The organism is Rheinheimera sp. (assembly GCF_036568245.1).
Classification (GTDB): domain Bacteria; phylum Pseudomonadota; class Gammaproteobacteria; order Enterobacterales; family Alteromonadaceae; genus Alishewanella.
In genome coordinates this window covers 1-17,714 of sequence record NZ_DATCSY010000373.1, presented here as the reverse complement: position 1 = coordinate 17,714, position 17,714 = coordinate 1, and the positions used below count along the sequence as shown (strand labels likewise).

General features: G+C 47.5%; 22 protein-coding genes. 12 read left to right on the top strand and 10 right to left on the bottom strand.

The window, feature by feature from the left end:
- The 9 genes from VIN66_RS16580 to VIN66_RS16540 all read left to right on the top strand — a co-directional run.
- Positions 1 to 1,184: phenylalanine--tRNA ligase subunit beta (locus VIN66_RS16580; RefSeq protein WP_331925014.1), on the top strand; the 1,184-nt coding region annotated here is incomplete at its 5' end.
- 2 nt (positions 1,185 to 1,186) lie between these two features.
- Positions 1,187 to 1,483, top strand: a complete 297-nt coding sequence (locus VIN66_RS16575; RefSeq protein ID WP_134055317.1) for an integration host factor subunit alpha — start codon at positions 1,187 to 1,189, stop codon at positions 1,481 to 1,483.
- A gap of 153 nt (positions 1,484 to 1,636) precedes the next feature.
- Entirely contained in the window at positions 1,637 to 2,578 is a 942-nt protein-coding gene (locus VIN66_RS16570; RefSeq protein WP_331925013.1) for a DUF523 and DUF1722 domain-containing protein, read from the top strand.
- 1 nt (position 2,579) lies between these two features.
- Entirely contained in the window at positions 2,580 to 4,004 is a 1,425-nt protein-coding gene (gene phrB, locus VIN66_RS16565) for a deoxyribodipyrimidine photo-lyase (protein ID WP_331925012.1), read from the top strand.
- Positions 3,994 to 4,437, top strand: a complete 444-nt coding sequence (locus tag VIN66_RS16560) for a nuclear transport factor 2 family protein (protein WP_331925011.1) — start codon at positions 3,994 to 3,996, stop codon at positions 4,435 to 4,437. Before phrB ends, VIN66_RS16560 begins: the two co-directional genes overlap by 11 nt.
- Positions 4,438 to 4,471: 34 nt before the next feature.
- Positions 4,472 to 5,728, top strand: a complete 1,257-nt coding sequence (locus VIN66_RS16555) for an NAD(P)/FAD-dependent oxidoreductase (protein WP_331925010.1) — start codon at positions 4,472 to 4,474, stop codon at positions 5,726 to 5,728.
- Positions 5,728 to 6,477, top strand: coding sequence for a DUF1365 domain-containing protein (locus tag VIN66_RS16550; protein WP_331925009.1), 750 nt, complete (start codon positions 5,728 to 5,730; stop codon positions 6,475 to 6,477). Before VIN66_RS16555 ends, VIN66_RS16550 begins: the two co-directional genes overlap by 1 nt.
- Positions 6,474 to 7,721 carry a cyclopropane-fatty-acyl-phospholipid synthase family protein gene (locus tag VIN66_RS16545; RefSeq protein WP_331925008.1) on the top strand — a complete coding sequence of 416 codons (1,248 nt, stop codon included), beginning with the start codon at positions 6,474 to 6,476 and terminating at the stop codon, positions 7,719 to 7,721. The genes VIN66_RS16550 and VIN66_RS16545 overlap by 4 nt, the downstream gene beginning before the upstream one ends.
- Positions 7,722 to 7,938: 217 nt before the next feature.
- Positions 7,939 to 8,127, top strand: a complete 189-nt coding sequence (locus VIN66_RS16540; protein ID WP_331925007.1) for a CsbD family protein — start codon at positions 7,939 to 7,941, stop codon at positions 8,125 to 8,127.
- Between the two features lie 49 nt (positions 8,128 to 8,176).
- Here the strand turns inward: VIN66_RS16540 and VIN66_RS16535 are convergent, their stop codons facing one another.
- Positions 8,177 to 9,010 (bottom strand): CvfB family protein, encoded by an 834-nt coding sequence (locus tag VIN66_RS16535; RefSeq protein WP_331925006.1) that lies wholly within the window; start codon positions 9,008 to 9,010, stop codon positions 8,177 to 8,179.
- A gap of 134 nt (positions 9,011 to 9,144) precedes the next feature.
- On the opposite strand from VIN66_RS16535, the gene rlmF reads away from it, so the two are divergent.
- The gene (gene rlmF, locus VIN66_RS16530; RefSeq protein ID WP_331925005.1) at positions 9,145 to 10,068 is read left to right on the top strand and encodes a 23S rRNA (adenine(1618)-N(6))-methyltransferase RlmF; all 924 of its coding nucleotides are present in this window, start codon (positions 9,145 to 9,147) and stop codon (positions 10,066 to 10,068) included.
- Positions 10,069 to 10,077: 9 nt separating this feature from the next.
- Here the strand turns inward: rlmF and VIN66_RS16525 are convergent, their stop codons facing one another.
- The 3 genes from VIN66_RS16525 to VIN66_RS16515 all read right to left on the bottom strand — a co-directional run bounded on the left by VIN66_RS16525 (position 10,078) and on the right by VIN66_RS16515 (position 12,144).
- Positions 10,078 to 10,284, bottom strand: a complete 207-nt coding sequence (locus VIN66_RS16525; RefSeq protein WP_331925004.1) for a DUF2061 domain-containing protein — start codon at positions 10,282 to 10,284, stop codon at positions 10,078 to 10,080.
- Positions 10,285 to 10,392: 108 nt separating this feature from the next.
- A complete protein-coding gene (locus tag VIN66_RS16520; RefSeq protein ID WP_331925003.1) occupies positions 10,393 to 11,913 on the bottom strand; it encodes a DUF3413 domain-containing protein in 1,521 nt (506 codons plus the stop codon).
- A 6-nt stretch (positions 11,914 to 11,919) separates the two neighbouring features.
- Positions 11,920 to 12,144 carry a DUF1414 domain-containing protein gene (locus VIN66_RS16515; RefSeq protein ID WP_331925002.1) on the bottom strand — a complete coding sequence of 75 codons (225 nt, stop codon included), beginning with the start codon at positions 12,142 to 12,144 and terminating at the stop codon, positions 11,920 to 11,922.
- A 70-nt stretch (positions 12,145 to 12,214) separates the two neighbouring features.
- Here VIN66_RS16515 and yejK point away from each other — a divergent pair, with 70 nt between their 5' ends.
- The gene (gene yejK, locus VIN66_RS16510) at positions 12,215 to 13,261 is read left to right on the top strand and encodes a nucleoid-associated protein YejK (protein WP_331925001.1); all 1,047 of its coding nucleotides are present in this window, start codon (positions 12,215 to 12,217) and stop codon (positions 13,259 to 13,261) included.
- Here the strand turns inward: yejK and VIN66_RS18860 are convergent.
- Genes VIN66_RS18860 through VIN66_RS16490 form a run of 5 tightly spaced genes read right to left on the bottom strand, consistent with a single transcriptional unit; the run spans position 13,222 to position 16,097 of the window.
- Entirely contained in the window at positions 13,222 to 13,365 is a 144-nt protein-coding gene (locus tag VIN66_RS18860) for a hypothetical protein (protein ID WP_414709915.1), read from the bottom strand. The genes yejK and VIN66_RS18860 overlap by 40 nt on opposite strands.
- Positions 13,366 to 13,421: 56 nt before the next feature.
- On the bottom strand, positions 13,422 to 14,108 hold the full coding sequence (locus VIN66_RS16505) for a M15 family metallopeptidase (protein WP_331925000.1): 687 nt from the start codon (positions 14,106 to 14,108) through the stop codon (positions 13,422 to 13,424).
- The gene (dapE, locus tag VIN66_RS16500; RefSeq protein ID WP_331924999.1) at positions 14,105 to 15,247 is read right to left on the bottom strand and encodes a succinyl-diaminopimelate desuccinylase; all 1,143 of its coding nucleotides are present in this window, start codon (positions 15,245 to 15,247) and stop codon (positions 14,105 to 14,107) included. The genes VIN66_RS16505 and dapE overlap by 4 nt, the downstream gene beginning before the upstream one ends.
- Before the next feature lie 2 nt (positions 15,248 to 15,249).
- A complete protein-coding gene (locus VIN66_RS16495) occupies positions 15,250 to 15,597 on the bottom strand; it encodes an ArsC family reductase (RefSeq protein ID WP_331924998.1) in 348 nt (115 codons plus the stop codon).
- A complete protein-coding gene (locus VIN66_RS16490) occupies positions 15,594 to 16,097 on the bottom strand; it encodes a PTS glucose transporter subunit IIA (RefSeq protein WP_331924997.1) in 504 nt (167 codons plus the stop codon). Before VIN66_RS16490 ends, VIN66_RS16495 begins: the two co-directional genes overlap by 4 nt.
- Positions 16,098 to 16,664: 567 nt before the next feature.
- Here VIN66_RS16490 and yfbV point away from each other — a divergent pair.
- Positions 16,665 to 17,111 carry a terminus macrodomain insulation protein YfbV gene (yfbV, locus tag VIN66_RS16485; protein ID WP_331924996.1) on the top strand — a complete coding sequence of 149 codons (447 nt, stop codon included), beginning with the start codon at positions 16,665 to 16,667 and terminating at the stop codon, positions 17,109 to 17,111.
- A 36-nt stretch (positions 17,112 to 17,147) separates the two neighbouring features.
- Here yfbV and xthA read toward each other — a convergent pair.
- The coding region (gene xthA / locus VIN66_RS16480) for an exodeoxyribonuclease III (protein WP_331924995.1) at positions 17,148 to 17,714 on the bottom strand (567 nt) is incomplete at its 5' end.

Here is a 17,714-nt window from a genome sequence, read left to right as displayed (position 1 = left end):
AGGTGGCAACAATTCACCTGAGCCAGGCAAAGTTAGCGCGGATCTTAGGTATCAGCATCGATAAAGCTGAAGTCAGTGCCATTTTTAACCGGCTGGGACTCGAAGTGAGCGATACTACAGACGGCTGGCAGGTCGCAGTGCCGGGTTACCGCTTTGATATCAGTATTGCTGAAGATTTGATAGAAGAAGTTGCGCGGGTGTACGGCTACAACAGTATTCCCAATCTGGCGCCAAAGGCCAGTTTGAAAATGCGTACCTTCCGTGAAGCAGAATTGAACATACAGCGCCTGCGCACAGTATTAGTCGATCGTGGTTATCAGGAAGCTATCACCTACAGTTTTGTCGACCCTAAAGTGCAGCAGCAGCTCTTTCCGCAGCTGCACGCCTTAGTATTGCCAAACCCGATTTCTGCTGACATGTCGGCAATGCGGTTAAACCTGTGGCCAGGGTTATTGCAAACAGTACAGTACAACCAGAACCGCCAACAAAGCCGCATCCGGTTGTTTGAGTATGGTCTGAAGTTTATTCCAGATACTGCAGCTGAAGGTGGCGTACGGCAAGTGCCGGTCATCGGTGGCGTTATCGTAGGTTCAATGCATAACGAACACTGGAACATGGAAAACCGCAACGCCGACTTCTATGATATTAAAGGCGATGTTGAGGCTTTACTGGCGCAAACCTCTGCCACTGAGCAGTTCCGCTTTGTAACCGCTGAACACAGCGCATTACATCCGGGCCAGACTGCGGCTGTTTACCGTGCAGATCTGCTTGTTGGTTATGTCGGTGCATTACATCCGGAAGCCGAGCGTAAGCTGGGTATTAAAGGCAAAGCTTACCTGTTTGAGCTGGAGGTTGCCGCGTTGGGCCTACGCGAGATTGTACAGGCTCATGAATTGTCAAAGTATCCGGCAAACCGGCGTGATTTGGCGATAGTGGTGAAATCAGAGGTGCGTTTTGCTGATATAGCTGCTACTATAAAAAAAGTTGGCGGAAATCAATTAGTTGACCTAAAATTGTTTGACGTGTATACAGGTACGGGTGTGGCAGAGGGTTTTAAATCACTGGCCATTGCTGTTACCTTGCAGGATATAGCGCGTACCCTGGAAGATAAAGATATCCAACAGTTGGTAAATCAAGTAGTTAGCGCGCTTGGTGAAGAGTTCAACGCAACGTTGAGGGATTAAGAATGGCGCTTACCAAAGCCGATTTAGCAGAACGTCTGTTTACAAAATTTGGTGTCAGCAAACGCGACGCTAAGTTAATAGTGGAAGCTTTTTTTGAAGAGATCCGCGTCGCCCTCGAGGCGGGTGATCAGGTAAAGTTATCCGGCTTTGGAAATTTTGACCTGCGGGTGAAAAATGAACGTCCAGGACGTAACCCGAAAACCGGTGAAGATATTCCAATCTCTGCCCGTTGTGTGGTGACTTTCCGGCCAGGACAAAAATTAAAGTCGCGGGTCGAGTTGGGTACCAGCAAGAAATAACCTGATCCGGCGTCAGTCCAAGGGTTTGAAAAACGGTAAGCAGTGCAGACTGCTTGCCGTTTTTTTATGCAAACACCTCTGCAGCATAAAATATTTCCGATCCAGATAGCTGTTACATCAGTAAATAGCGCTACTAAGTAATGGATTTATATTATGGCGATAAAAATTGGTATCAGTGCCTGTGTACTGGGTGAGAAAGTGCGGTACGACGGCGGCCACAAAGCGTCTGCATTTTGTATGCAGCAGCTCTCTGCGCAGGTAAGTTATGTCCCTGTATGTCCTGAAATGGCGATTGGTATGCCTTCGCCACGTCCGGCGATACGCCTGCAGCTTGATGAAAACCAGAATGTCCATCTGGTACAGAGTAATGATAGTGCGATTGATCACACTCAGACGATGCTGGATTACACAGCGAAGACCTTACCAAGGTTTAATGAGCTGAGCGGGTATATTGTCTGCGCGAAGTCACCCAGTTGCGGTATGGAGCGGGTGAGGCTATTTGATGCTAAAGGGCAGCAAATGGGCAAGTTAGGCGTGGGGTTGTTTACCCATCAGTTGATGCAGAAGTATCCCTGGTTGCCGGTTGAAGAAGACGGTCGGCTGTTTGACAGCGATTTAAGGGAAAACTTTATCTGCCGTGTATTCAGTTGCCACGATTACCAGCAGACCATGCAAGATGGCTTCAGCGTCGGAAAGCTGGTGGCATTTCACAGCCGTTACAAATTTTTAGTTATGGCACACAGCCCCGCTGCGTACCGCTCACTTGGGCGTCTTGTTGCCCAGGCCAAGCTGTTTGCGGCGGACGAATTGTGCCAGCGCTATCTGCTGGAGCTGATGCAGGCGCTTAAAAATATCGCTACCCGTAAACAGCATACTAACGTGCTGCAGCACTTGCAGGGCTTTCTCAAACATAGCCTGAGTGCAGATGCCAAACAGGAACTGACAGAGCTTATTCATCGCTACCGCCAAGGCTTTGTGCCCTTGCTTGCCCCTATTACATTATTACAGCATCACCTGAAGTTGCAGCCCAACAGCTATGTTAGCAGTCAGCGGTATTTTGCGCCTTACCCTGAGTCATTAGGGTTGAGGGCCTGAGATGCAGAAGCTGAATGTGGTATGGCTGCGTAACGACTTAAGACTGTTGGACAATGCAGTGTTATGCAGTGCATTGCAGCATGCTGAAAAGTCTGCTGCAGCGATATTGGTACTTTATGTCGCCACTGCGGAAACCTGGGTTTTGCATGATATGGCAGCTATAAAACAGGATTTGTTGCGCCGGCGGGTATTACAGTTAAAAAAAGAGTTGGCAGATGTAGGGTTGCCGATGCTGGCTGTCGAAGGCAGCAGCTACCAGCAGCTACCACAAATTTTTAGTACTTTGTGTCAGCAGTTCGAACTGAATGTTTTTGTTCAAACGGAGTACGAGTTGCGTGAGCAACAGCGTGATGAGGCTGTTGAACAGCTTATCCTTAAGAGCGGCGGCCAGTTTATTCGTTTTGATACCCAGTGCATTATGCCCCCGGGTAGTATCAGAACTCAGCAAGGCGATATCTACAAAGTTTTCACCCCCTTTAAACGTACCTGGTTGGCACAGTTGCAGGCAAACGGCGTGCACTGCGTCGGACGGCCGCAAAAGATAACTCAGTCCGAACTGCAGTTGCCGGAGTTTCCGCCACTTCAGGGCGGTGACGGCAGCTCAGCCGGTTGGGATGTAGCAGAAAGCAGCGTATTGGAGCTAATGCGAAGCTTTTGCCGTGAAAAAGTGGCCAGCTATCATGAGCAACGCGATTTTCCTGCGGTAGATGGCACGTCCCGCTTATCTGCGTATCTGGCAATCGGTGTGGTATCGGCAGCACAGTGCGTTGCAAGGCTACAACTGGAGGCCGGTAATAGTTGGTCTGAGGATAAGAGTGGTGCAGGCATATGGTTATCTGAGCTTATCTGGCGTGAGTTTTACAAGCATATTCTGGTTGCATACCCACAGCTGATAAAGCACCAACCGTTCCAAAGCGAAACGGCGGGTATTCGCTGGCAAAACAATAAACAGTTGTTTGACGCCTGGTGTAACGGCAACACGGGCTATCCGATTGTCGATGCGGCTATGCGGCAGTTGAATCAGACCGGCTGGATGCATAACCGGCTCAGAATGATTAGTGCCAGCTTTCTGGTAAAAGACTTACACATCGACTGGCGCTGGGGCGAGCGTTACTTTATGTCCAGGCTGATAGACGGAGACTTTGCCGCTAATAATGGCGGCTGGCAGTGGGCAGCATCTACCGGGACTGATGCGGCACCGTACTTCCGTATTTTTAACCCGGTGACACAAAGCGAAAAATTTGATCCACAAGGTGACTTTATTCGTTTATATGTGCCTGAACTGAGTAAGTTTACTGGTAAGTCGATACATTGGCCGCATGGTGCTGGCTTGGTGAATTATCCCAAACCGGTGGTTGATCACGCTGAGGCGCGTAAGTTGACACTGGAACTTTTTGCAGAGGTTAAAAAAACACATGCGAACTGAAGCCGCACCAAGGATTGAACATTTTCTGCAGTTCTACAATGGTTTATCCAGCACCAATCTGCAGCAGTTGGACAAAGTCTACCATGCCGATGTTGAGTTCACCGACCCGGTACATACCCTTACTGGCCGTGATGCGTTAGGGCAGTATTTCAGCCATGCCTATGCCCGTCTGCTTTATTGCGAATTTAGTGGCGGACAAAAAATGGAGCAGGGCGATCATGGTTTTCTCAGCTGGCGTATGCAAATGCGTCATCCGGCAATTAACAATGCACAGTTAGTCAGTCTTGATGGCTGCAGCGTACTGCGCTGGCAGGACGGATTGATCATATACCATCGCGATTACTACGATTTGACCGACATGGTGTATCAGCATTTGCCGGTAATTGGCTGGCTTACGACAAAAGTGAAGCAACGCATGAGTGGCGACAAGTAAACTTAGACAGATAATTGTATTTAAAAGGAAGAGTATGCGCATAGCTGTTGTCGGTGGTGGTATTTCGGGCATGATGTCCTGGTATTTACTGCAGCAAAAACATGATGTAACCCTGTTTGAGGTGAATGATTATCTTGGTGGGCACACCGCGACAGTCACAGTGAATGTCGCAGGACAAGATTATGCTGTCGACACTGGATTTATTGTATTTAATGATTGGACTTACCCGATTTTTAACCGCTTCCTGAATGAATTGGGGGTGGCATTTCAGCCAACCCAGATGAGTTTCTCGGTAAAAAATACTGCTCAGAACCTTGAGTACAACGGTAATACTTTAACCAGCCTGTTTGCCCAGCGCCGTAACTTGCTTCGGCCATCTTTCTGGCTGATGCTAAGAGATATTGTTCGTTTTAACCGGTTAGGTAAGCAATTATTGGCCAATAACGATGCTGATCTCGATTTGGCGTTAGGGGATTTCCTCGATAAGCATGGTTTTGGCACAGCAATACGTGATAACTACTTATTGCCAATGGGGGCCGCTATCTGGTCTGCCGGTCTTGCCGACATGCCGGCTTTTCCGCTGCGGTTCTTTCTGCGTTTTTTCAATAACCACGGTTTGCTTAATATCAGTAACAGACCACAGTGGTCCGTTATCAGCGGCGGTTCGAAGCGCTATGTTGAAGCGTTAGTGGCAAAGCTTGGGCCTGAAAAACTGAAGCTGGGTCAGCGTATCAGCGCTATATCACGTAATGACAAAGGGGTTACGCTTAGTTTTGATGATGGCCGTACCGAGCATTTTGATAAACTGGTGCTGGCTTGTCACAGCGACCAGGCTTTGTCTTTGTTGGGTGAAAGTGCCAGCTTGCAAGAGCAGCAAATTCTTGGTGCCATTGCGTATCAGCAAAATGATGTAGTGCTGCACACCGATACACGTTTATTACCCAAGCGCCAGCGAGCTTGGGCGGCGTGGAATTACAATCTCGATGCCAACGTAAACGATAGAGCAACCCTGACTTACAATATGAACCTGTTACAGGGTATCCGTGCTCCGGTTACGTTCTGTGTCACGCTGAATAATACAGATGCTATTGCAGAAGACAAAATACTCGGCGTTTACCGTTATGCGCACCCGGTATACAACCATTGTACGCTGGCAGCGCAGCAACGCCGCGATAGCATAAATGGAAAGAACAACACCTATTTCTGCGGCGCATACTGGTATAACGGCTTTCATGAAGATGGCGCCAGAAGTGCGACTGATGTTGCCGCTATGCTCGGGGTGTCGTACTGATGCTGAGCGGTCACGCAGTCTATCAGGGGGAAGTGGGGCATTTAAGGTTGACGCCACGGCGGCATGGTTTCAGTTATCCCTTGGCGCTGTACTGGCTGGACTGCCATGATCTGACTACAGCATCACTGAAAGATGTTGGTATCGAATACGAGCGCTTCGGGGCTCTGAGCTTCAGGCGCACTGATTATCTGCCCGGTGCCGACAATTTATATCAGGCTGTGTGTGAAAAAATCGCCGAGTTAGGTGGCGTAACGGAACCTGACAGAGTTTTTGTGCTGACACCACTGGCCAATTGGGCGGTGTATTTCAGCCCACTCACGCTGTATTACGGCTTTGATCAGCAGCAGCAATTCTGCTATCTGTTGGCGGAGGTAAGTAATACTCCCTGGAACGAGCGCCATTACTATCTGCAGAAAATCATTCACGGACAGCAGCATTATCAGCACGATAAGGCCTTCCATGTGTCACCTTTTAATCCAATTGATATGCAATATCACTGGCAAATATCAGCACCCGGCCGGGCATTAAGATGCAGTATTGCTAATACGCAAGCGGGGCATCAGATATTTAGTGCCTGGTTCAGTTTGCAACGCCATGAATTAACAGCGAAATGGAAACGACAATGGCTGATCCGCCAGCCATGGCAAAACGTACAGGTAGTATGGCGAATATATTGGCATGCACTAAAGTTGTTTCTAAAAAGAGTGCCTGTGCATGCTCACCCTAAAACGAAGGATAACAAATCATGACGATGAGCCTGACAGACGTTTCTCTGTTTGATAACCTGAGCTGGTTCGAACGCCTGTGCCGGAAATTCACACTGAACTTTATCAGTCAGTTAAGGCACGGTGACATCACCCTGGTAGAGGGTAACCAGCGTATACGGCTTGGAGATGAACAGGCAGCGCTGAAAGTGGTTATTACCGTGCTTGACCCGGCTTTTTATCAGAAAATGGTGGTTGCTGGCTCTGTAGGTGCTGGTGAGGCATATATTTTGGGCTGGTGGCGCTGTGATGATCTGACAGCGTTGGTGCGTATTTTTGCATTAAACCTGACTACGTTAGATAAGCTTGATTCCGCGATCAGCAGGCTTGGCCGTCCGCTGCTGAAACTGTTGAACTGGCGCAACCGTAACACCAAAACGCAGGCCCGAAAAAATATCGCCGCACACTATGATCTGGGAAATGACATGTACAGTCTGTTTCTCGATGACAGTATGATGTATTCAAGCGCTGTATATCCGGATCACAACGCCGACCTCGCTCAGGCACAGCAGCATAAACTGAAGCTGATCTGTGACAGACTGCAGTTAAATGCTGATGATCATTTGCTGGAGATAGGCACCGGTTGGGGCGCGATGGCAATTTATGCGGTACAGAATTATGGCTGTAAAGTCACGACGACCACTATCTCAGAACAGCAATATGAGTATGCTACCGCTCGGATTAAAGCATTAGGATTACAAGACAGTATTACCGTTTTGCTCAGTGATTACCGGGATTTGAGCGGCCAGTTCGACAAGCTGGTATCTATCGAGATGATTGAAGCCGTTGGGGAAGAATATCTTGATACCTATTTTGCTAAATGCAGCAGCCTGTTAAAGACCAATGGCCTTATGCTGTTGCAGGCAATAACGATAGTCGATCAGCGTTATCGGCAGTATGTCCGCGAAGTAGACTTCATAAAGCGCTACGTATTTCCGGGGGGCTGCCTGCCTTCCGTTAGCAGAATGACAGATGCGGTCTGTCGTAATACCGATCTGGTACTGCGTCAGTTGCATGATATTGGCTTTGATTATGCCAGAACGTTGAAACACTGGTGCGATAACTTTATGCAAGCGCGTGATAAGGTGCACCAGCTTGGTTATGACGATAACTTCGTCCGGTTGTGGCATTTTTATCTTTGTTATTGTGAAGGCGGATTCAGGGAACGCGCAACCAGTGCTGTGCATATGCTGTTGTCCAAGCCGCAGAACCGCGATAACCTGATCTGAAAAAGTTGCAACGGTGCAGGTAAAAGCTACCTGCACCAAAGATACGCTTTACCTGTTCTCTGGCTCCACTCTTGATTTTTCCAATGTTTTACAGTTGCTTAGTTGATTTTTATTTTTTGGTGCGGACCTTGCAACCATACTTGTAGCTGCAGTGATGCCTGAATTCAACTGTATCTGGCTGCAGCAGAGAGTATTTAATCAACATTGGAGCAAAGCTATGAATAGTGATATTGCAGAAGGCAAATGGCGCCAGATTAAAGGTTCTGTAAAAGAGAAATGGGGAAAGCTCACTGATGATGATTTACAGGAAGTAAATGGCCGCTTTGAAAAGTTTTGCGGCAAAATGCAGGAACGCTATGGCATGAGCCGCGAAGAAGCTGAAGATGAGTTTGAGCGCTTTCGCTAATTAACGTAAAACATTAAAAGGGCCGGTAGGCCCTTTTAATGTTTTACAGTCACTCTTTTACCAGAATGATGCCTGCGTCTGAAATGACAATTTTCTTATCTTTATACAGGCTGCCAATGGCCTGTTTAAAGGCTTTTTTACTTACGCCAAACTGGGCATAAATCAGTTCAGGAGCGCTTTTGTCTGTTAACGCCAGCTTACCGCCGTTTTGCGCCAGTTTTGCCAGCACTTGTACCGTCAATTCTTGTGCCTGCTTGAAGGTAGAGGAGCTAAGGCGTAAGTCAATTTTGCCATCTTCCCGCACTTTGCCAATATAGGCAGACAGTTTGTCACCGCGACGCAGTGGTTTAAACACATCACTTTGGTACAACACACCCCAGTGCTGATGATTAACTACGGCTTTGTAGCCAATATCGGTTTGTTCACTAATGATAATATCGACTTTGTCACCAGTCCGGTACTGCGGTGCGGATTTGTGCAGATGCCGATCCAGCTTGCTGGATGCAACTATCCGGTTGCTGTTATCGACATAACAGTACAGCAAATAGCTTTGTCCTTCTTTCAGCGGAATTTGTTGTTCGCTAAAAGGCACCAGCAGGTCTTTTTTTAACCCCCAGTCGACGAATGCTCCAACCTTGGTTGTTGCGATCACTTTTAACATAGCAACTTCGCCGACCTTAATTTTAGGCAGCTCAGTTGTGGCAATCAGCTGATCTTCTGAGTCGAGATAGAGGAACACATCAAGCTGGCTGCTAATTTCCAGGCCGGGTGGTGCGACATTATTTGGCAGTAATATTTCTCCCCAGCTTAGTCCGTCCAGGTAAAAGCCAAACTTCACCTGTTTTTTAACTGTTAAATGATTGATTTTTCCAAGAGCCAGCATGTGATATCCAAATTTCTGCCCGGCGTGGGCTGTGTTAATGCCAGCTATTGTAACGGTTTTTTGGCACCGTTGCTTAAGATAAGCCAGAACATGATAAACTTTGCGGTATTATTTTTGTTACGGGTAAGTAGTACGTGTCTTCTTCATCTTCGCTGCATCCACGCAATCTGCACCAAGGTCAGTACGACTTTTCTGAGTTAGTGAAAGTTATGCCTGCGTTGCAGCGTTTTGTCTGTCGTAATAAAACCGGCGGGCAAACTATCGACTTTAGTGACAATGCTGCTGTAGTGGCCCTTAATCAGGCCATACTCGCCAGGTATTACAATATTAAGTTTTGGCAGTTACCTCCGGGATATCTGTGCCCACCTGTGCCGGGCAGGGCAGATTATGTGCATTATATCGCTGATTTATTAGCCCGGGGTTATCCGGAGCTACCGATGGGCAGGCAATTTAAATTGCTGGATATTGGCACTGGCGCTAATGTGATTTATCCGATTATAGCCAGTCAGAGTTATGGCTGGCAGGTATATGGCAGTGAAATAGATGCGGTTGCTATCAAGGTAGCTAAAACAATCGTTGCCAGTAATCCGCCACTGCGGCAGCATTTGCAGATTGTGCCGCAAACAGGCAGTAAGATTTTCAGCGGCGTTATTCAACACCAGCAGCAATTTCACCTGACGATGTGTAACCCACCTTTTTACGCCTCCGCGGCTGAAGCGGATGCAGCAAGCGCTCGTAAATGGACAAATCTGGGGAAAGGGCAGCAGGGGGCTTCACGGAATTTTGCCGGCCAGCAACATGAACTGTGGTGCTCTGGTGGTGAACTGGCTTTTATTCGCCAGATGATTGAGGAGAGTTGTTTGTTTAAGCATAACGTGTGTTGGTTTACGACATTAGTATCGCAGCACAAGCATTTAGTGCCACTGAGCAAGCTGCTGAAGAGTATTGGCGCCGTCCAGACTGAAGTAATTGAAATGCGACAGGGACAAAAGGTCAGCCGCATACTTGCCTGGAGCTTTCTGACCAGTGCCGCACAGCAGGGCTGGCCTGCCGCCTGACCGCTATGCTTAGCTGGTGAATTTCGCGACGTTTGCCGGCTGTGGCGTTTTAGCTATTTTCTGCCAGATCTTCTCATGAAAAAAGTAACCGACAGTATTTACGGCTGGCTCAACCACTGCAATTACACCACCCAATATAAAGTTACCAGTGATAAGGTAAGTGACAGCAAAGGCAATACTAAAATGCATAACCGCGAAGGTGATCGTCTTAAACATAATGTTTATCCTAGCTTTGTTTCAATATGCTAATGATAAACATTCTTATTATTGATTAAAGTGAATTAAAGTGTTTGCCTTAATCGGTTTTAGCTATCACTTGCTTAGCTAATGCTCTGTAGGCGATTCTATGCGCTTTAATGCATCTGTCAGCATCGGTAAATCTAAGCGGTCATTTAATGGCAACAAGGTGCCTGCCGACCACACGCCATAGCTGCCATCAGCGCGCAGAATCACCATTTTATCTTTTTTGAAACTAATGATTTCGCCATCACTGATATTCAGTTTTGGCAAAATGCGCGGCTGCAATAAATTATCCCCCAGCCAATTAGCATTAGCATGACAGCCCGCCTGTGCCAGTAATGTCGGCAGCCAGTCCAGATGCTGGGTAACCTGATGAGGTTGTAGTTGGCGTAAAGCAGACCAGTTTGACCAGGCAACCGTGGGGGCCAGGCTAAACTGCTTGTGGTTACCACTCAATCCCATCACTACGATGTTGTCAAACGGGCTGTAGTCTTGCCAATGCTGCTGTGGTGCATTGTCAAAAATAATACTGTGTGTCTGAAGGGGGGCAACATTAAGCCAGGGCAATTGTACAACTTTGGTATCCGCAGACCGGCTTATGCTAATGCGGCCTTCAGGCACTTGCGCTAACCAAGATGGAGCATCCTGCAATTGTTTATCCGCATCCTGCTCTATCATGAGTTTGCCATAGAGCAGATTAAGCAAGGCTTCGTCTGTTGAAACGGGCGCAAAGTGCTGTTCTAGCGGCCGAAGACCAGCGGCCACAAGCTGTTTAACCAGCTCAGGGCTGAAGTTATCCGTTACCAGCAATAAAGTTGAATGATTGTTTGTCGTTTCCTGGCATACCATATTGTGTTGATGACTGAATTGTTCGGGTAAGCTCAGCTTATCGAGCTGTATCTGGCTTTGTTTATTGAGGTCAATCAGCTGATACCGGGCAAGAAAGGTTTTAGCTGTCGCAGGATAAGACAACGGCAGCACATTATCCTGACGGGTAACGTCGTACTTTACATTGGCATCGGCATATATATGCAGCAGATGGCTCAACATAAAGCTGCCAATAAACACGGTAAACAAAGGTGCTGCTATAGCGGACTTTTTCAGTCGTTCTATTTTCTTCCAGCAAAAATTGCTGAGTGTCAGCTCGACTGCTAATAAAAGCGCGGCTACGGTGATAACAATTAGCACGAAGTTGCGCAGGTTAGTCACAATTTGCTGGCGCAGCAGTTCTACTGCCTGGTCTAAAGATGCGCTGCCAACGTGGTAACCCAGGTTGGCATAAACATAGGCATCAAAAATAAGTACGATCAGTGCGACCGTTGCCAGTATGGCTGCCAGGCCGCGTACATGGCGCTGATATGGAAATACCAAAGATACTGGAAAGATCGTCAGAATAAAAAACATAAAACACAAAAATGCGGTATGGCCTATCCAGTTCAGAGGAAGATACAGCCAGCCCATCATTGAAACTGGCAATGGTTCTGCCAGCCAATAAACGGACGTCACTGCCAGCGCCAGCAGAATATTAAAAAAGCTAAACCAGTGTCCCCAGTTCAGTAGCCGGTTGACCTTTTTAACCAGTGACAGGTTGTTTTCCAGCACCATAAGTGTTTAGTTTGCCTTATCAACAACGGCGTCAGCCAGTGCCTGACTGAAATGGCTGACAACAGTAGCGCGTTGACTATGCGGTACACTGCTGTTAACAACGTGGCTGATGGCGTTACCTAAACACATCAGGCTCAGTTCGGTGGTGGCTTTTTCAGCATGCAGCACATCCAGCAGCTGATTTACCAGCTTTTCAATTTGTGCAGTGGAATACTTTGATACAATTGGCATGAATTATCCGCAGGTCACGTGAATTAAACAGTTAGAATAGTATCAGAATTCATTTTAAACAGGAAAAGTTATGTCAGTAGATGTGCAGCAGTTGGCGATAAATTACCTAGAATTGGATGAGCAAGCGCAAAGCAAGGCGCATTACAGGCCATCGCTTGTGACGCCTACGTCAGCCGTAGCACACCTTGTCGAGCAACTACATCTGGCATACAACGGTAAACCAGCAAAGGGCTATGCTGCTTTCAGTCCGGATAAAGATCAGCAAGTTGTGACTGTGCTGAACGATTGGCAAAAGCAAACCAGTGATTTTAATGCCCTCGCTAATACCGCTACTGCAGTACTGGAGCAGCAACTGCAAGCGCATCAGCTACCTGAAAGTGGTTATCTGTTGGTGTGTCATTATCGCTATCTGACCAGTGACTATCTGATGGTCTGTCTGCTGGGCAGCAAAGATCATTTCTCACTGACGGAAGAGCTTGAACTGGCAACATCCCGCCATCTGGATATTGCCCGGATGCAACTGGCAGCCCGGATTGATTTGACCGAATATCAAAGCTTACCGGAGCAGGGGAAATACATCAGCTTTATCCGTGGCAGGGCCGGGCGGAAAGTCGCAGACTTTTTTCTCGATTTTCTCGGTTGTGAAGAGGGCACTGACGCGAAAGCCAACAGTAAAGCCGTACTGGCATCTGTTGAAGAATACTTTACTGCGGCAGAGTTTGACAGTGCTGAGAAAAACGATGCGCGCAAACAGGTTTACAGTTACTGCGAGGAGCGTGCCAAAGCGGGTCAGGACGTTGTGCTGACTGAATTATCTGCAGTGATAGATGAGCAGGAGCAACAAGGATTTTTACGTTACTGTCAGGAGCAGCAGTTACAAGTTGCTGAGCAATTCCCGGTTGAAGTAAAAGAGTTAAAGAAGCTGATTAAATTTAGCGGTCAGGGCGCTGGCTTATCAATTAGTTTTGAACAGAAGTTGCTGGGAGATCGTGTGCAATATGATCCACACAGCGATACTATTCTGATTAAAGGTACACCACCTAATTTACGTGATCAGTTACAGCGTTTTATTCAGGGTTATTCCGCTTTTGACCGTGCCGCCGGCGAATCGGAGTGAGTGCTGCGTTCCTTGGAACTATCGGTTAAGTTCAGTCGGGAATTCTTGCCTGAATGGTGTTTAAAAGGTGGGATCTTTAGCCTGGCGGTGTGCTTAAGTAACATGATATTGCCGACAACAACGGCAAAAGCCAGTGCAAGAGCGATTGCCAGCGGCCAGTTCATGGTTGTTGCCTGCAGATATTAGTAACATAGCGGGTAAATATCGTATCAAGATGCTCAAGTACCAGCTCCTGTGCTGTCAGAGGATGCTGTGCGATGCATTGACGCAATATCAGCGGTGAAAATTGCCCCAGATACTGTTCAGCGACGGGTCTGTAGCTCAGATGCCATGGCTCGGCAGCAACCCCACCCTGATAAACCTGATAAGGTTGAAAAAAACCAAATTCAGCAGCGTATTTTTTTAACCATTGTTGCATGGCATAAAATGGGCCGTCCTGGCCGTATTCTTCTGGCATCAGTCGTGGTTTGTAATCTGCTGGTACGGCAGCGGCGTCATATATATCAACCTCTGTTCCCCAATGATGCCGGCTGGCGCCCGGCAACGCAGAATACAGTAAGACTGCTTCGAGTTTCGCCATGCCGTTTAATTCAATGATATTGACGGTATTGCCATCTCTGTCAAAGACGGCTCTTGCGCCAGTTATTTTTGCATGCCAGATCGCAGCCTGACGTTGATAAGAACGAAAAGACGACGCTATCCTGATATCTATACCAGACATTTTCGCAGCCTCACACAATGCATTGAACGGCGAAATGGCTGCAGTATGTAAGCTAAAAGTATGCTGATAATTAACTACATGCTGCTCTGTAAGACCAGTCAGGATAGCGATGTCTGTTGTAATCATAGGCTGATCTGTAATTGCTCCAGCACGGTTTCATACATTTTAGCCAGTTGCTCGAGATCTGTAACTGAGACACATTCATTAACTTTATGGATGGTGGCATTACATGGACCAAGCTCAACCACCTGAGCGCCAGTGGGGGCAATAAAGCGACCATCTGAAGTGCCTCCGCTGGTTTCAAGCCGCGGCTCAAAACCCTGCACTTTTTTTATTGCCTCAACAGTGGCCGCGACCAGGCTGCCGCTGTCGGTCAAAAATGGCAGGCCGTTTAATGTCCAGTCCAGCTCATAGTTAAGGCCATGTCGGTCCAGCAATGCAATGACACGTTGTTGCAAGCTCTCAGCCGTGCTTTCGGTACTGTAGCGAAAATTAAACATAACATTTAACTCGCCCGGTATTACATTCGATGCGCCGGTGCCAGCATGAATATTCGCTATCTGGAAGCTGGTGGCCGGAAAATAAGCATTCCCTTTATCCCATTGTTCAGCCGCAAGCTCTGCTAAAGCTGCAGCGGCTTTATGTACAGGGTTATCTGCTAATTGAGGGTAGGCGACATGACCCTGAACGCCTTTTACGACAAGGTTGCCGGTTAAAGAACCTCGGCGGCCATTCTTCACGACATCGCCGGCTTTGTGGCTACTGGACGGTTCGCCCACGATGCACCAGCTGATTTTTTCCTGCCGGGCTTCCAGCGTTTCAATTACACGCTTAGTGCCGTTGATAAAGGGGCCTTCCTCGTCACTGGTAATGAGGTAGGCCAGGTCAAACTCAGGCTCAGGGTAATGCTGTAGAAAGCGCTCTGTAGCGACAATCATTGCTGCCAGACTGCCTTTCATATCTGCTGCTCCGCGGCCATACAAAGTATCGCCAACGATAGTGGGTTCAAACGGCGGCGTATGCCATTGCCCAACCGGACCGGTTGGCACAACATCGGTATGTCCTGCGAAGCAAAATACCGGTTTACCGCTGCCGCGGCGTGCCCACATATTCAGGGTATCTTCAAAATGCATGACTTCGATATTAAAACCAATGGCGGCTAAACGAGCGGCCATCACGTGCTGACAGCCTGCATCCTCTGGCGTAACCGAAGGGCGGGCGATCAAATCCATTGTCAGTGCAATAACATCACCGGAAGTTGTCATAGTTATAGTCCGAAAAACTGTTGATATTGCTCAGCTTTAAACCCCAGAATGTACTGGTTATTATGCACCAGCAGCGGGCGTTTTATCATTGCTGGTTGCTCCAGCATTAATTTCAATGCTTTATCTTCTGTTAAATCAGCTTTGTCAGCGTCATTAAGCTGGCGATAGGTTGTGCCTTTGGTGTTGAGTAAATTTTGCCAACCGCAGTGAGCCGAGAAATTTGCCAGTTGTGCCTGTGTCAGACCATCAGTACGGTAATCGACGAATTGATAGGCGATTTGCTGTTGTTCAAGCCAGGCTCTGGCTTTTTTAATGGTGTCGCAGTTTTTAATTCCATATAGAGTCGTCATTTTTGTTTGTTCTTCAATTGTATAGTAAATATAGTGTCCTGACCTGCTGCAACAAAGCGCTCAGCGCTGAGCACTGTTGATATAGCAGGATGTTGCAATAGCATCAATACAAGCATATACCCCCCGTCAGCCTGAAGTAGTTTGGGATCAAGCCGGAGCACTGGCTGCCCCGCTATAACCTGGCTACCATCCTTAACCAGGTGTTTTATCGCCCCGCCATGTTTCAGGCTTTTATCCTCCGGAAGGTCCAGTTGCAAAGTTAAGCCGGTTTTGTGTCTGAAGCTTAATCTGCGACCGACTAGCAGGCTGCTGTTATAAAGACCTGCAAACGGGGCTACCAGAGTGTCGTGTTGCAGTTTAATGCATAATGCCTGAGGCAAAACGTTGGTGTTGTACAGCGGATCGGGATGAGCATGCAAGGGCAGAATGATACCTGACGCCGGGCTTTTGATCGCTAACCCCGGTACTACAGCAGTGTATTGTTCTTGCCAATTTATCAACAGTTGCTCCGGCTCGTCGTGTTACGAGCAGTTTTAATTCAGGATGATTCTCTGGTTGCGAAGTAGGAGTATGCCGTGCGATGCATACTACTGCAACTACAGGAGTATGTTGGAAAAATTAAATGTGACATTTTAAAGGGTTTTGCATGAATATTTGATGAAGCCTTTTTTTCTGACGGTAATTGCCCGCTTTAGCTTTGTGCTTTTGTTGAGTTATATGGGGCGTTGTTGTCCACAGATTTTGTGGATAACTTTGTGCGTAACGTTGTTTAATTCAATTAACTTGTTGATTTTACATTATTAAGTAAGTTGGCATATTTTTTGTTAGTTTGGGCTTGGCGTAAAGGCATGATGAAGTGAGGTAAAATACCAGTTTAATATTTTATAACCAATGCAACTGGCAGTAAAACGCAGTTTCCATGTCAAAAGCGACGTGGAAATCGCCCAGTAAAATGATTTATGGCGCAAGTCGTTAAGCGAAAAATGACGGCGGCACGTTAACCGGCGCAGGTAAAGACATAGTATTTATGCTATCGTTCTGATGTGAACCTACTTCAGGAGCAAACAATGCAGTATCCGCTATACAGCACTCTGCGAGAGGGCAGAGAATACAGTAAGCAGTGGCCGGCCAAAGCAGAATTAAACAGTTTGTTTATTGAAAATAAAGTTATTTTACTGACGTCAATCGCTGGACGTTTTTTACCCTTGCTGGCGATAGTATGTGCCGTGATTCAGTACTTTTATCTGGGGAAAGCCTTTCTTCCTCAAATACTGGCGATGATGCTGTTCGTAGCGGCGCTGCCATTACAGGGGTGGTACTGGTTAGGTGTTCGCGCTGCCACTCCGTTACCGCCTTCGATTGCTGGCTGGTATTTGCAGATCAGACAAAAAATGCAGCAGCAGGGTATTAGTATGGCGCCGGTAAAACAGCCTGGGCGTTACAAAGATCTGGCCATACTGCTGCAGCAAGCGTATCAGCAGTTGGACAGAGCTTTCGTCAGACAATGGTTTTAATGCGCCTTCGCTGGCAGCTTTGTTACACTTCGCTGGTTAATTAAATACAGACCATACTGGCGCGTGATCTGATGGTCGCTCTATTGCACGGATTTCATAATCTATACCGCACTCGGTGCAGCGCTTGGCCAGTGGTGCGGTGGCCATAATAACATCAATGCGCAGCCCCCTGTTATCGTCAAAGCCTTTTGAGCGATAGTCAAACCAGCTGTATTGTGCTGTGACGTCAGGGTTGAGCTCTCTGAACGTATCGAATAAACCCCAGTCTTTTAGCTGCGCTAGCCACGCTCGTTCTTCTGGTAAGAATGATGTTTTACCTTCGCGCAGCCAACGTTTGGCATTTGCCTCACCAATTCCGATATCCAGATCTACCGGCGAAATATTGATATCGCCAATGACAGCCAGGCATTCATCTGGTGTATGGTGCTGAGTCAGGTATTGCTGCAGATCAGCGTAGAATTTTGTCTTTGCCGGAAACTTGACCGGATGATCACGGTTTTCACCCTGTGGGAAGTAACCGTTAAGTAAAGTAAGAGGCGTGCCATCAGCCATATTGAAACGACCAATCAGCATTCTACGCTGAGCATCCGGCTCATCTGTAGG

Excerpts from the sequence above, each read along its gene's own strand:
- VIN66_RS16575 (WP_134055317.1), top strand. The coding sequence starts at position 1,187 with ATGGCGCTTACCAAAGCCGATTTAGCAGAACGTCTGTTTACAAAATTT.
- VIN66_RS16570 (WP_331925013.1), top strand. The coding sequence starts at position 1,637 with ATGGCGATAAAAATTGGTATCAGTGCCTGTGTACTGGGTGAGAAAGTG.
- phrB (WP_331925012.1), top strand. The coding sequence starts at position 2,580 with ATGCAGAAGCTGAATGTGGTATGGCTGCGTAACGACTTAAGACTGTTG.
- VIN66_RS16560 (WP_331925011.1), top strand. The coding sequence starts at position 3,994 with ATGCGAACTGAAGCCGCACCAAGGATTGAACATTTTCTGCAGTTCTAC.
- VIN66_RS16555 (WP_331925010.1), top strand. The coding sequence starts at position 4,472 with ATGCGCATAGCTGTTGTCGGTGGTGGTATTTCGGGCATGATGTCCTGG.
- VIN66_RS16550 (WP_331925009.1), top strand. The coding sequence starts at position 5,728 with ATGCTGAGCGGTCACGCAGTCTATCAGGGGGAAGTGGGGCATTTAAGG.
- VIN66_RS16545 (WP_331925008.1), top strand. The coding sequence starts at position 6,474 with ATGACGATGAGCCTGACAGACGTTTCTCTGTTTGATAACCTGAGCTGG.
- VIN66_RS16540 (WP_331925007.1), top strand. The coding sequence starts at position 7,939 with ATGAATAGTGATATTGCAGAAGGCAAATGGCGCCAGATTAAAGGTTCT.
- VIN66_RS16535 (WP_331925006.1), bottom strand. The coding sequence starts at position 9,010 with ATGCTGGCTCTTGGAAAAATCAATCATTTAACAGTTAAAAAACAGGTG.
- VIN66_RS16525 (WP_331925004.1), bottom strand. The coding sequence starts at position 10,284 with ATGTTTAAGACGATCACCTTCGCGGTTATGCATTTTAGTATTGCCTTT.
- VIN66_RS16520 (WP_331925003.1), bottom strand. The coding sequence starts at position 11,913 with ATGGTGCTGGAAAACAACCTGTCACTGGTTAAAAAGGTCAACCGGCTA.
- VIN66_RS16515 (WP_331925002.1), bottom strand. The coding sequence starts at position 12,144 with ATGCCAATTGTATCAAAGTATTCCACTGCACAAATTGAAAAGCTGGTA.
- yejK (WP_331925001.1), top strand. The coding sequence starts at position 12,215 with ATGTCAGTAGATGTGCAGCAGTTGGCGATAAATTACCTAGAATTGGAT.
- VIN66_RS18860 (WP_414709915.1), bottom strand. The coding sequence starts at position 13,365 with ATGTTACTTAAGCACACCGCCAGGCTAAAGATCCCACCTTTTAAACAC.
- VIN66_RS16505 (WP_331925000.1), bottom strand. The coding sequence starts at position 14,108 with ATGATTACAACAGACATCGCTATCCTGACTGGTCTTACAGAGCAGCAT.
- dapE (WP_331924999.1), bottom strand. The coding sequence starts at position 15,247 with ATGACAACTTCCGGTGATGTTATTGCACTGACAATGGATTTGATCGCC.
- VIN66_RS16495 (WP_331924998.1), bottom strand. The coding sequence starts at position 15,597 with ATGACGACTCTATATGGAATTAAAAACTGCGACACCATTAAAAAAGCC.
- yfbV (WP_331924996.1), top strand. The coding sequence starts at position 16,665 with ATGCAGTATCCGCTATACAGCACTCTGCGAGAGGGCAGAGAATACAGT.